This is a genomic window from Nocardia coffeae (genome assembly GCF_019890715.1).
Lineage (GTDB): Bacteria > Actinomycetota > Actinomycetes > Mycobacteriales > Mycobacteriaceae > Nocardia > Nocardia jiangxiensis.
On sequence record NZ_JAINZY010000019.1, the window covers coordinates 51,509 to 64,753 of the forward strand.

Here is a 13,245-nt window from a genome sequence, read left to right on the forward strand (position 1 = left end):
CCGCCACCAGTCGCTCGTTCGCGTGATCTCCCGTCACGATCTCGAGCGGGTGGGATTCTTCCGCCGCGAGTATTTCGAGCGCGGGCGTCAATCGCCGACTCCGACGGGTTCCAGTTCCGAGGCGTGCGGGGTGGCGACCGGTTCCGGGGTCCAGCCCGGCGGGGCGAAGATGTGGCCGAGGCGGGCTCGCCAGGTGTGGGCGTGGCGGACGTCGGAGATCATGCGGACGAATTCGTGGTAGTTGACCTCGAGGGGGTTGTGGGTGTCGATGTTCTTGGTCAGGCCGTAGCGGACGGGTTCGAGTTCCTCGGCGTAGCTGCCGAACATGCGGTCCCAGATGATGAGGATTCCGGCGTAGTTCTTGTCCAGGTACGGGTTGTTGGAGCCGTGGTGGACGCGGTGGTGCGAGGGGGTGTTGAAGATGTACTCGATCGGGGCGGGGAGTTTGCCGATTCGCTGGGTGTGGATCGGGAACTGGTAGAGCAGGCCGATCGACTGCAGCAGGAAGATCATCCACAGCGGTAGGCCGATCAGCGCGGCGGGGATCCACGCGGCCGAGCGGATGAACGTCCCGGGGATGAGCCAGGGCAGCCGCACCGCGGTGGTCAGATTGAACTGCTGACTGGAGTGGTGCACGCTGTGCCCGGCCCACAGCAGCCGGATCCGGTGATCGGCCCGGTGCGCCCAGTAGTAACAGAAATCGGTGACCACCAGGCCCAGCGCCCACACCCACCACTCGTGCGGATTCAGGTGCCACGGCGTCAGCGCGACCGCCGCCCCGAGGATGGAGAAGGGCACCAGGAAACGCTCGAACATCTTGGCCACCCGCCCCAGCAGGTAGATGGAGATGCTGGTGGTCGAATCGCGAATCGTGCCGCCGCGGCGATCCGGATCGAACCGGTATCCCGCCCATTCGACGAGCATCAGCACGACGAACGCGGGTAACGCGTACAGGAACAGACCGTTGGACATCCCTACCTCCTGGCGAGCCGGCCGCACTGTGCCGCCGTCACCGATCACGGTAGGAAGTTCCGGGGGCGAAATCGTCACCTCGGCAGGTGAGCGAACATCCCCCGGACAGGGGATGTTCGCGCGGTTCCCCGGATCAGCTCGCCGCCGCCCGGGTGCCGGCCCGCCAGTGGTTGAACAGCAGATTCAGCACGAACACCACGATCACCGCGGAGGTGATCGGACTGGCGGCGATCATCTGGAAGTCGGTGGGGAACTTGGTGTAGAAGTTCGGCGCGACCGAGGGTAGCAGCGCCACCGACAACGTCACCGCGATGATCAGCATGTTGTGCGTCCCGTCGAACTCGACCTTGTGCAGCACACGCAGGCCGACCGCGGTCACCATCGCGAACATCACCGTCGCCGCCCCGCCGATCACCGGATCTGGAAGTGCCGCAACGAGACTGCCGACCTTCGGCACCAGTCCCAGCGCCACCAGCAGCACGCCGCACACCGTGACCACCCATCGGCTGCGCACACCGGTGAGCCCGACCAGGCCGACGTTCTCGGCGAACGCGGTGTCGGGGAAGGAGTTCATCAGTCCGGCCAGCACGCCGGACAGGCCGTCGGCGGCCAGGCCGCGCGCCAGATCGCCCGGCTGGAGCGGTTTGTCGACCATCTCGGCCACCGCGACGATGTCCGCGGTCGACTCGGTGAACGTCACCAGCATCACCACGCACATGGAAATGATTGCGGCGATGTGGAATTGGGGGGCGCCGAACAGGAACGGATGCGAGATCCCGAACCATCCGGCCTTACCGACCTCGGCCAGATGCACCAGCCCCATGGGGATCGCGACGATCGTGCCGATCACGATGCTGAGCAGTACCGCCAGCTGACTGATCAGGCCGCGGGTGAATCGGTGGATCAGCACGATGATCAGGATCACCAGCCCGGCCAGGCCGATGTGCGAAATCTGGCCGTAGTCCGGCGATTTCGGGTCGTTGCCGGCGATCAGCCCGGCATCCGCGCCGATCAGCGACAGCCCGATCACGCAGATCACGCAACCGGACACCAGCGGCGGGAAGAAGCGAACCACCGTGGCGAAGAAGCGCGCGATGATCAGACCGAAGACGCCGGACACCAGAATCGCGCCGTACACCGTGGGCAGTCCCGCCGCACCGCCGCCGAATTGCTCGGCGATCAGAATCATCGGTGAGACGACTGTGAACGTCGCCCCCGCCACGAGCGGCAGTCGAACGCCCAGAATCTTGCCGATGCCGACGGACTGGACGATCGTGATGATCCCCGAGACCAGCAGATCGGCGTTCACCAGAATGCCGATCGTGTGCTGCGGTAGTTTCAGCGCGCCGCCGACCAGCAGCGGAACCGCGACCGCACCGGCGTACATGATCGCCAGGTGTTGCAGGCCCAGGAGCGCGAGCCGGGCCGGGGGCGGCACCTCGTCGACCGGATGGGGCGGCCCGTCGTCGGGATTGCGCGAGGGACGCGAGAAGCGCAATGACATGGCAAGCCTCCTGGGCGAGCGGATATACCGGCCGACGACGGCCGGAACTCCCGGCGCGAAAGTGTCGCGGGAAATTCGTCAGGCGAACGTCCCGCGGCGCAAGCGTAAATGCCGCGAGTCGATGCCCGGCCGTGCCGCAACGATATGTTTACCGGAGGTAACACCCCTGTCGCGCCGGTTCGGTGGATAATCCGATCGGAACGATGAAATACGTTGTGTCGTTTGGAGGATCATCCCAAAGGCGCGGAGTGCTCGCGGCGATGCTTGACCGGTCGTGCGAGCGGTGAGTACGTTGAAATTCCAGCGTGTTGCACGGTCGATGTGAGGAGGTGATCGGGATGGGTGTCGAGTGCGATCTGCGTCGTCTCGCTCACCGCCGGGTCTGGATTCCCGGCCGCGTCGCGCACGGTTGCTGACCGGGTATTTCGTCTCGTTCCGGACGGTGTCGTCCACCCTTCCGGATTTCCGGCGCAGATCGATATGCGCCACCGAATTCGCCTGGCACGCTCGATGCAGAAAGCCGCCTAAAATGGTGATTGTCGTCCTCGACCCGACCGCACGTTCATTCGATCGACAGCGAAAAGAGGGTTTGCCATGGTAACGGCGCGGATCACGGTGAACGGAGAAGTCATGCCGATTTCTCCGGCCGCGCCGACGACGACTCTGCTGGAATTCCTGCGGCAGTGGGGATTCACCGGGAGTAAGGAAGGCTGCGCGGAGGGGGAATGCGGTGCGTGTTCGGTTATGCTCGCTCGCCCCGGGATCGTCGGGCGCACCGAATGGATCGCGGTCAACGCCTGCCTGATTCCGGTTGCCGCACTGGACGGGCAGGAGGTCGTCACCGCCGAGGGGCTGGGTACGCCGGAGGCGCTGCATCCGGTGCAGCGCGAGCTGGCGATTCGCGGCGGTTCCCAATGCGGTTACTGCACACCGGGATTCGTATGCAGTATGGCCGCCGAATATTACCGGCCCGACCGGGTGGCAGCCGATGGCCCGGCGGATTCCGAGCACGGCCCGAACGGATTCGATCTGCACGCGCTGAGCGGAAATCTGTGTCGCTGTACGGGATATCGACCGATTCGCGATGCCGCCTTCGCGATCGGCACACCGGACGCCGACGATCCGCTCGCCCGGCGCGGTGCGGCCGCGCCGCCCGAACCGGCGCCGACCGTACTCGAGCAGGATGGCCGCACCTTCGTCCGGCCCGCGACGCTGACCGAGGCGGTGACGTTACTGCACACGCACACCGACGCCGACGTCGTCGCGGGCTGCACCGACTGGGGTGTGGAGGTGAACATCCGCGCCCGCCGAGCCGACTACGTGATCGCCATCGATCAGCTGCCCGAACTGCGTGTGCTGCGCGTCGAACCCGATCGGTTCGAACTCGGCGCGGCCCTGTCCCTCACCGAACTCGAACGGCGACTCGCAGGCGAGGTGCCGCTGCTGGCGGAACTGTTCCCGCAGTTCGGCTCCCGGTTGATCCGGAACAGTGCAACCCTCGGCGGCAACCTCGGCACCGGTTCGCCGATCGGTGACGCCGCACCGGCACTGTTGGCCCTGGGCGCGTCGGTGGTGTTGGCGGGCCCGGCCGGGGAGCGCGAGGTGGATCTGGCCGACTACTTCACCGGATATCGGCGGAGTGTGCGCCGCCCCGATGAGCTGATCTGCGCCGTGCACATTCCGCGTCCGCTCGCCCGACTGTCCGGATTCCACAAGATCGCCAAACGTCGCTTCGACGATATCTCCAGTGTCGCAGTGGCTTTCGCGCTCGACGTCGACGACGACGTGGTGCGTTCGGTCCGAATCGGACTGGGCGGAGTGGCCGAAACTCCCGTCCGCGCCTACGACACAGAATCGGCGTTGTCCGGCCGACCCTGGGCACCCGAGACCATCGCGGCGGCGGCGCGGGTTCTCGAAGCCGAGGGCACCCCGTTGGACGACCACCGTGCCAGCGCGGGTTACCGCCGCGCCATGCTCGGGCAGAGTCTGCGCGAGATGTATGCGCGCACCACCGAGGGGGCCGCGGTATGAGCGCTCTGTCGCAACGACCGGAGGACCCGTCGGTGGGTGTGCCGATGCCGCACGAGAGTGCCGCTCTGCACGTCACGGGTGCCGCGCTCTACACCGACGATCTGGTACATCGAACCAAGGACGTGCTGCACGCCTACCCCGTGCAGGTCATGTGCGCGCATGCGCGGGTGTCCTCGTTGCGCACCGCACCCGCGCTGGCGGTGCCGGGGGTGGTTCGGGTGCTCACCGCCGAGGACGTGCCCGGCATCAACGATGCCGGAGTCAAGCACGACGAACCGCTGTTCCCCACCGAGGTCATGTTCTACGGGCATCCGGTCTGCTGGGTGCTCGGCGAGACGCTCGAGGCGGCTCGGCTCGGTGCGGCGGCCGTCGAGGTCGGTATCGAACCGCTCCCGGCGCTGATCACCATCGCCGATGCGATCGAGGCCGGCAGTTTCCAGGGTGCGCAGCCGCAGATCCGCTGCGGCGACATCGACACCGGATTCGCCGAATCGGTGCGGATCTTCAGCGGTGAGCTGGAATTCTCGGGGCAGGAGCACTTCTACCTCGAGACGCATGCCGCGCTGGCGATGGTGGACGAGTCCGGGCAGGTCTTCGTGCAGAGCAGCACGCAGCATCCCTCGGAGACGCAGGAGATCGTCGCGCACGTGCTGGGGTTGCGCAGCCACGAGGTGACGGTGCAGTGCCTGCGGATGGGCGGCGGCTTCGGCGGCAAGGAGATGCAGCCGCACGGGTTCGCGGCCATCGCGGCGCTCGGTGCGACCCTCACCGGACGTCCGGTTCGCCTGCGGCTCAACCGAACTCAGGATCTGACCATATCCGGCAAGCGGCACGGATTCCACGCCGTCTGGCGGGCCGGATTCGACGCCGACGGCCGCCTGCGCGCACTGGACGCGACCCTCACCGCCGACGGCGGCTGGAGTCTGGATCTGTCCGAACCGGTCCTGGCTCGCGCGCTGTGCCACGTCGACAATCTCTACTGGATTCCGCACGCCCGCATCAGCGGCCGAATCGCCAAGACGCACAAGACTTCCAACACCGCCTTCCGCGGGTTCGGCGGGCCGCAGGGCATGCTCGTGATGGAGGATCTGCTCGGGCGCTGTGCACCGCTGCTGGGTCTGGATCCGGCCGAATTGCGCCGCCGCAACTTCTATTCCGCGGGTCAGTGCACGCCCTACGGGCAGTTGGTGCGCACGCCGGAGCGGATCGAAACGGTGTGGCAGCAGGTGCACGAGAACGCCGATCTGACCTCTCGCCGCCGGGAGATCGAGGCGTTCAACGCCGCGCATCGGCACGTCAAACGGGGTCTGGCGATCACCGGGGTCAAATTCGGCATCTCGTTCAATCTGACCGCGTTCAATCAGGGCGGTGCGCTGGTGCTGATCTACAAGGACGGCTCGGTCCTGATCAATCACGGCGGCACCGAGATGGGTCAGGGGCTGCACACGAAGATGCTGCAGGTCGCCGCGACCACCCTGGGCGTCCCGCTGGACACGGTACGGCTGGCCCCGACCCGCACCGACAAGGTGCCGAACACCTCGGCCACCGCGGCCAGCTCCGGTGCTGATCTCAACGGCGCGGCCATCAAGAACGCATGTGAGCAGCTGCGCGAACGACTTTCGCAGGTCGCCGCGACCCGGCTCGGGTGCGGTGCGGCGGATGTCCGGATCGTGGACGGTGTGGCCCGGCCGCTGGGCGTCTCCGGTGACGGCGTCGCCTGGGACGATCTCGTGCGGAGCGCCTACCGGCAGCGCGTACAGCTGTCCGCGGCCGGTTTCTATCGGACCGAGGGATTGCACTGGGATGCGGCGAGTATGCGCGGTTCGCCGTTCAAATACTTCGCCTACGGCGCGGCGGCCAGTGAGGTGGAGGTGAACGGATTCACCGGGGCCTACCGCATCCGGCGGGTCGACATCGTGCACGACGTGGGCGACAGTCTGTCCCCGCTGATCGATATCGGTCAGATCGAGGGTGGTTTCGTGCAGGGGACGGGCTGGCTCACCCTGGAGGATCTGCGCTGGGACACCGGCGACGGACCCGGCCGCGGCCGATTGCTGACCCAGGCCGCCAGCACCTACAAACTGCCCAGCTTCTCGGAGATGCCCGAGGAGTTCAATGTCGAACTGCTGGCCGATGCCACCGAGGAGGGCGCGGTCTACGGCTCCAAGGCGGTGGGTGAGCCGCCGCTGATGCTCGCGTTCTCGGTGCGTGAGGCGTTGCGGGCGGCGGTCGCGGCCTTCGGTCCCGCCACGGTCAGCATCGATCTGCCCTCACCCGCGACACCGGAGGCGGTGTATTGGGCGATCGAGCGGTCGCGTCGCGGGATACACGCGGATGAGGTTGCCATGCAGGAGGTTTCGTTCGCCGATCCGGTTCCGGTCGGGGTGGGTCCGGCCGGTGACGGGAGAGGTGCCGCGCGGCCGGACATCGCGCGTGCGGGACGTCGGCCGATGGGTGAGATCCCGGACGGCACGGGAGTTCTCGGTCATGGCTGAGCTGACCTGGGTGACGGCGGTCATGCGGTTGCGGGACCGCCGCGAGCCCGGTGTGCTGGTCACCGTCGCGGCCGTGCGCGGGCATGCGCCGCGGCCTGCCGGGGCGAAACTCGTTGTGGGACGGGCGGATACCTGGGGGTCGATCGGTGGGGGGAATGTCGAGGCGGTCGCGGTCGAGCGGGCCCGCGAGCTGATCGACTCGCCGGACCCGCAGCCGGAGCTGATGGATTTCGCGCTCAACGACAAGGTGATCAACCGGCACGGTGTGCAGTGTTGCGGGGGAACCGTTGTGCTGCTTCTGGAACCGCTGCCGGTGGTGCCCGCCGTCGCGATCTTCGGGGTCGGGCACGTCGGGCTGGAACTCGCACGCATCCTCGCTCGCCACGATCTCGACCTGCATCTGATCGATACCCGGCACGAGATGCTCGATGACCGGCGGCTGTCCGTCCTGCGCGACGCACCGGCCCGGATCCACGTGCACGAGGTGCCATTGCTGCCCGAACAGGTGCTGCCCGAACTGCCGCCCGGCGCCCACCTGCTGATCATGACCCACGACCACGCCGAGGACGCCGCGCTCTGCGATGCGGCCCTGCGCGGCGGCGATTTCGGTTCGATCGGCCTGATCGGCTCGTCGGCCAAATGGGCTCGGTTCCGTCGCCGCCTCGAATCCGAGGGCGGTCACACCCCCGAATCCATCGCCCGCATCCGCACCCCCATCGGCCTGCCCGAGATCACCGGCAAGGATCCGGCCACCATCGCGGTCAGCGTCGCCGCGGATCTGTTGCTCACCTTCGAACGCGACCGCGCCGCCGCGTCACCCCGAACGCCGCAGGAGCCCCGGATTCCGCTCCCGCATTCGGGACCGCAGGTCTGATCGAGTCCTGCGCATTCCTTGTCGGACATAGGGTTTCAGGAGGATGGGGTCGTTCGCGGCGTTGCCGGCGCGGTATCCGGAACCATCGGCCTGCGGCTGATCAGGTAGGCGAAGATCGCGTATCCGGCGATCATCGCCAAGGCCGTCCACCCGGGCGCCGCGGAGGAACGTTCGTCGAATTCGCAGATGACCGCGCGGTCGGCGCCGACCAGATCGCAGGTGCCGAAGCTGAGGCGGGCACGCAGTGCGAGGATCACCGAGGGAACCAGCAGGATCACGATCGCCAGCACCCGGCTCGCACTGTGCTTCGGCGGGGAGGTGCCCAGGCAGTAGCCCGCGATCAGCACCAGCGCCACCTCGGCGATCGCGTCGGTGACGGAGTTGTGCACGTGGGTCAGCAGCACCGCGCCCAGTGCCAGGGCCGCCGCCGTGGCCAGTGCGACCGGCAGGGACGACCACCGCACCCCCATCAGCACCCCGGCCGCACACAGCAGGATCAGGAACGGGACGGACCATTGCGGGATGGCGGCGGGCTCCACCGCGTTCCCGGCGGCTGTCAGGGCCGCGGCGAGCAGGACGAACATGCCCTCGCGACCCGGCAGCAGCAGTGCGGCGACCCCCGTGATGACCACCGTGACCGCCGCGCAGACCACGATGGACAACGCACTGTCCGCATGATGTGTGATCCACCCGGCAAGGGACAGCCGGGATGCGATCAGGATGACGCCGGTCACGATCGGCGCCATCGGCAGCTCCACCGACAGCCGGTTCGCCGGGGGCTGGCGTCGGTTCAGATAGGCGCTGATCGCGATCAACAGCAGGACCAGACCGATCATCCACGCCGGCGGCGAATTGCCCGGCACCCAGTTCGCCCGGACGTGGTGATCGGTCGTTCCGGTGCGGAACGGGGCCGGCAGCGCCTCGACGATGACGAGGCTGCCGATCGCTCCGACCGTCCACCCGAACGCCGATATCCGCCGGTGCAACACCGCCGCCGCCAGACCGCCCAGCAGGACACCGCCCGCGAGCGCATCGAGGAAATTCAGGGTGGTCAGCGAGGATTCCGGCCCGGCCGACTGTCCGAGCAGATGGTTGACGAACAGCACCGCGATGCCGAACAACGCCGTGCACCAGGCCACCAGCTCGTTCAGCGCGGTTGCGGCGAAAGTCGCCACGATCACCGCGACGATCGCCCCGGCGGCAATGGCTCGCGGTTGACTGTTGGCGAGCATGTTCAGCTGCAGAGGACCGGAATCGACGCCCCATCGAAAATCGACCGGCAACGTCAGCGACAGCCCGGCAACAATGGTCGCCAGGAATGCGGTGATCGCTTCCACGGTTCCGTGCGCATATCGCACCCGGTCAAAACTACCCGCACCGCCCGAATGGGACAGGCGAAACGCTGGTAGCTGAGAAGTCGCTGTCCAATGATCGGGACAGTTGCCTTCCGGGCAGGTCTGCGCTGGCTACCGTCGGAGGAGATTTTTTCCGGCGGAAGTGGTGCGGTGTGAACTGGGACGAAGAAGTCGATGTGCTGGTCGCGGGTTCGGGCGGCGGGCTGTGCGGTGCGTACACCGCCGCGCGCGAAGGGCACAGCGTGCTGGTCGTGGAGGCGACCGACAAATTCGGCGGCACCACGTCGTATTCCGGCGGCGGGGGCATGTGGTTTCCGTGCAATCCGGTGCTGCGGCGCGCGGGCGTGGACGACACCCTCGACGAGGCGCTGACCTATTTCCGGGCGGTGGTCGGCGACCGCACGTCGGCCGAGTTGCAGGAGACCTACGTGCGTCGCGGTGGCGAGGTGATCGAGTACCTCGAGCAGGACGACAGCTTCTCCTTCCAGGTCTTCCCCTGGCCGGACTACTTCGGCAAGGCGCCCGGAGCGCGCCTGGACGGCAATCGGCACATCATCCCGACCCCGCTGCCCGCCGATCGGCTCGGCGCGCTCAGCGATTCGGTGCGCGGCCCGCTGGCCACCGACCGGCTCGGCGAGGAACAACCCAGCACACTGATCGGCGGGCGGGCCCTGATCGGCCGCTTCCTGCTGGCGTTGTCGAAGTTTCCGAACGCCGCACTGCGGCTGAACACCGCGCTGGCCGAGCTGATCGTGCAGGACGGTGCGGTCACCGGGGCCGTCGTCGAACGCGAGGGCGTGCGGACCGCCGTTCGCGCCCGTCGCGGAATCATCCTGGCCGCAGGTGGTTTCGAGGGCAACCAGGAGCTGCGCGAGCGGTACGGTGTGCCCGGCACGGCCCGGGACACCATGGGCCCGTGGGGCAATCTGGGCCGCGCGCACGAGGCCGCGATCGCGATCGGGGCCGATACCGACCTGATGGACCAGGCGTGGTGGTCGCCCGGGATGATCCATCCGGACGGGCGCGCGGCCTTCGCGCTGTGGTTCACCGGCGGTCTGTTCGTCAATCAGGACGGCGTGCGGTTCGTCGACGAATCCGCGCCCTACGATCGGGTGGGCCGCGAGGTCATCGAGCAGATGCGCAGTGGCGCAACGATATTGCCGTACTGGATGATCTACGACGACAGCACCGGCGTGGTCCCGCCGGTGCAGGCGACGAATGTGCCGACGGTCGAGCCGGAGCAGTACGCGGCCGCGGGCCTGTGGCACACCGCCGACACGCTCGAGCAGCTCGCCGAGCGGATCGGGGTGCCGGGCCCGGCGCTGGTCGCGACCGTGGCCCGGTTCAACGAGCTGGCCGAACGCGGCCGCGACGAGGATTTCGGGCGCGGTGACGAGGCGTACGACCGGGCGTTCTCCAACGGGGAATCACCGCTCGTGCCGATCGGCGCGGGCCCGTATCACGCGGCTGCCTTCGGCATCTCGGATCTGGGCACCAAGGGTGGTCTGCGCACGGACAGCGCGGCGCGGGTGCTGACCGCGTCCGGGGAACCGATTCGCGGGTTGTACGCCGCGGGCAACACCATGGCCGCGGTGAGCGGCACGGTGTATCCCGGCGGCGGCAATCCGATCGGCGCCTCGGTGCTGTTCAGTCACCTGGCCGCACTGGACATGCTCGGCTGAGCGCCGCGGCCTCAGCCCGAGCCGGTGCCGGCCGATCCGCTGGACGCTCCGGGTGCGGCGACGAGACTGAAGTCGTTGCACCATCCGCCCGCAGCGGCGCCGGTGGCCTGGCAGGCGATGTACACCGTCGGGCCGACCGCGGTGAAGGTCTGGCCGACGGTGGTCGGCGCGGTCACCGAGCGGCTGACATACGCCACGCCGGTCCGCGAATCCAGTGCCAGGGCGAGTACCGAACCGCCTGGATTCGCACCGGCCCGCACCGAATAGGTGTACCGCGCCCCGTTGGTCACCGGGACGTCCTGGCCGATGTAGCCGTTGTCGTGCACGCTGGCGCCGCTGCCGCCGACGTTCGCGTGATAGACGTGGCCGGACCAGCCGCTGAGTCCGCTGTGGAAATTCGCGTTGGTCACCAGATTGGCGGCCGCGCTGGGATGCGGATCGACGGTGAGGGGCATGGCGTTCGCGAGGGCTGTCCCGCCGAGGCAAGCGGCTGCCGCCAGTGCGGCGACGGTACGGGTGCGGCCGAGTCGCAGTGAGCTTGTCATCGCAATTCTCCTTGCTGAAGCCCGACTGAACTACATTCCCTGTTACCGATTGGCAACCTTGGGTTCGCTAACGTTAGCACCACTTCGAGCTGGCGATGTATCACACGAGTCTGGATCGTGATAGAGCAGAACGATGTGACTCGAAGTGGGCTCACCGGCGCCTCGCACCGTGTCTGGTAATCAAACAGCAAATTTCGTGGCTACTGTGCGGATATGGACTTGGTGCTCGAATGGGATCGGCATCCGGGAACAGGTCTGCGCCTGGCGAACGAGCTGGCCGGTGCGGCCGGACTGGCCGTCGCCGAGGATCTCGGGCCTGCGCCCGGCCGACTCGGGATCCTGGCCGCCCGGCGCGACGGCGAACTGCTCGGCTGGGCCGCGCTGACCGGCGACGAACATGCGCGGGCACTGACCGAAGCCGTCTACGTCTCGCGGTATGCCCGGCGGATTCGGTTGGGGCACTACGATTTCGAACCGGCCACCGCGGCCGAGGAGGCCGTCGTGGAGGCGTTGCTGGCCGGTGCGGCCGGACAGGCGCGGGCACTGGGCTATCGGGTGCTGCGGTGGCGCGGCACCGACATCGGTCCCGAGGGACGTGCGGCCGCCGCGCTCGGCGCGGTCGCGGTCGGTGAACACGCCCGCGTGTGGACCGCCGAACCGCGCACCTGGCGGGCTCCGATGGCGCTGAGTTTCGCCGAACCGGTCGACTGTGTGCTGCACGCCCTCGCCGAATCCACCGAACCGGCCGGTGAGGCGCTCGTGGTCGCCCTGCTGACACCGGGTTCGGTGGATCCGGTGGCCAGCGTGGCCACCTCGGTCGTGGGCAGCGCGGCGTACATCGACGCGGGGGAGGGGTTCACCTATCAGGACGTGGATCCCGGCGGCCTGGCCGCACTGGTCGGCGCGGTCATCACCGAATTGCACGACCAGGTGCCACAGGCCCTGGTGCTGCGCGTCTTCGAGCACGACGACCAGCGCGTCCGCACGGCGTTGGCCACGGCGGGCCTGGCCCTCTCGGCTCGCTGTCGCGATTACGAACTCGCACTCGGCGCCGCGGGCTGAGGTTGCCGGTTTCCGGGCTTCGGCCCGGCTGGCATCGCGGTGCTCGAGCCGATGTGGTGCTCAGGGTGATGTGCGCAGCCCCGCGAGGACGACCGTGAGCAGCCGCTCGGCGGCCTCGGGAGTCTGTTCGCAGGCTGCTCCGATGCCGTGACCGAGGCGGATCAGGTCCTTCGGTTCCAGTTCCGGGCGAACGAGTCCGGCCTCCTGCGCGGGTCGAAGCACAGCGGCGGCGGCCTCGGTGGCGATCGTGGAACAGAGCATGAAGGTGTCCGAGTCGCGGTCCAGGGCGGCCTTGAGGGTGACCGCCAGGCCGCGCCGGTTCATCACGAAGTCGACCTGCGCGCGCACCCACAGGTCCAGGGCTTCCAGCGGCGTGTAGTCCGCATCGAGCAATTCCGCCGCGCGCCTGCTGAGCGCCTCGATACTCGAGCGGTAGACGGCCTCGATGAGTGCCGCGCGATTCGGGAAGTGCCGGTACAGGGTGCCGGGGCCGACACCGGTGCGGCGGGCGATCTCGTCCAGCGGCGCCTCGGTGCCCAGTTCGGCGAACGTCTGGCGAGCGCATTCGAGGATGCGGTCGTAGTTGCGGCGCGCATCGGCGCGCATCGGCCGCGTCGTTGCGTCCATGGGGCCTCCCGTGAGGTGCACACTGCTGCCTCCAATGATAAGAGGAGAAATTCTCCGATTGACTCCGCGGGTGTGCGTTCGGGCAACTGCACAGCCGA

The 13,245-nt window shown here is 68.0% G+C and carries 10 protein-coding genes; 5 read left to right on the top strand and 5 right to left on the bottom strand.

The window, feature by feature from the left end:
- Positions 1-87: 87 nt before the first annotated feature.
- Both K7711_RS41590 and K7711_RS41595 read right to left on the bottom strand, forming a co-directional pair.
- A complete protein-coding gene (locus K7711_RS41590) occupies positions 88-972 on the bottom strand; it encodes a sterol desaturase family protein (RefSeq protein WP_222977650.1) in 885 nt (294 codons plus the stop codon).
- Between the two features lie 133 nt (positions 973-1,105).
- Positions 1,106-2,476, bottom strand: coding sequence for a nucleobase:cation symporter-2 family protein (locus K7711_RS41595; protein ID WP_222977652.1), 1,371 nt, complete (start codon positions 2,474-2,476; stop codon positions 1,106-1,108).
- A gap of 594 nt (positions 2,477-3,070) precedes the next feature.
- Here K7711_RS41595 and K7711_RS41600 point away from each other — a divergent pair.
- The 3 genes from K7711_RS41600 to xdhC are packed head-to-tail and all read left to right on the top strand — an operon-like array spanning position 3,071 to position 7,876.
- The gene (locus tag K7711_RS41600; protein ID WP_222977654.1) at positions 3,071-4,507 is read left to right on the top strand and encodes a xanthine dehydrogenase small subunit; all 1,437 of its coding nucleotides are present in this window, start codon (positions 3,071-3,073) and stop codon (positions 4,505-4,507) included.
- Positions 4,504-7,002 carry a xanthine dehydrogenase molybdopterin binding subunit gene (gene xdhB, locus K7711_RS41605; RefSeq protein ID WP_222977656.1) on the top strand — a complete coding sequence of 833 codons (2,499 nt, stop codon included), beginning with the start codon at positions 4,504-4,506 and terminating at the stop codon, positions 7,000-7,002. Before K7711_RS41600 ends, xdhB begins: the two co-directional genes overlap by 4 nt.
- On the top strand, positions 6,995-7,876 hold the full coding sequence (xdhC, locus tag K7711_RS41610) for a xanthine dehydrogenase accessory protein XdhC (RefSeq protein WP_222977658.1): 882 nt from the start codon (positions 6,995-6,997) through the stop codon (positions 7,874-7,876). Before xdhB ends, xdhC begins: the two co-directional genes overlap by 8 nt.
- A gap of 35 nt (positions 7,877-7,911) precedes the next feature.
- Here xdhC and K7711_RS41615 read toward each other — a convergent pair whose 3' ends face one another.
- The gene (locus K7711_RS41615; RefSeq protein WP_222977660.1) at positions 7,912-9,234 is read right to left on the bottom strand and encodes a hypothetical protein; all 1,323 of its coding nucleotides are present in this window, start codon (positions 9,232-9,234) and stop codon (positions 7,912-7,914) included.
- 149 nt (positions 9,235-9,383) lie between these two features.
- Between K7711_RS41615 and K7711_RS41620 the strand changes: the two genes are divergently transcribed.
- Positions 9,384-10,913, top strand: a complete 1,530-nt coding sequence (locus K7711_RS41620) for an FAD-binding protein (protein ID WP_222977662.1) — start codon at positions 9,384-9,386, stop codon at positions 10,911-10,913.
- Between the two features lie 11 nt (positions 10,914-10,924).
- Here the strand turns inward: K7711_RS41620 and K7711_RS41625 are convergent, their stop codons facing one another.
- Positions 10,925-11,458, bottom strand: a complete 534-nt coding sequence (locus K7711_RS41625) for a hypothetical protein (RefSeq protein WP_222977664.1) — start codon at positions 11,456-11,458, stop codon at positions 10,925-10,927.
- Between the two features lie 213 nt (positions 11,459-11,671).
- Between K7711_RS41625 and K7711_RS41630 the strand changes: the two genes are divergently transcribed.
- Positions 11,672-12,520 carry a hypothetical protein gene (locus K7711_RS41630; protein ID WP_222977666.1) on the top strand — a complete coding sequence of 283 codons (849 nt, stop codon included), beginning with the start codon at positions 11,672-11,674 and terminating at the stop codon, positions 12,518-12,520.
- A gap of 60 nt (positions 12,521-12,580) precedes the next feature.
- Here the strand turns inward: K7711_RS41630 and K7711_RS41635 are convergent, their stop codons facing one another.
- A complete protein-coding gene (locus K7711_RS41635; protein ID WP_235748617.1) occupies positions 12,581-13,147 on the bottom strand; it encodes a TetR/AcrR family transcriptional regulator in 567 nt (188 codons plus the stop codon).
- Between the last annotated feature and the right edge of the window lie 98 nt (positions 13,148-13,245).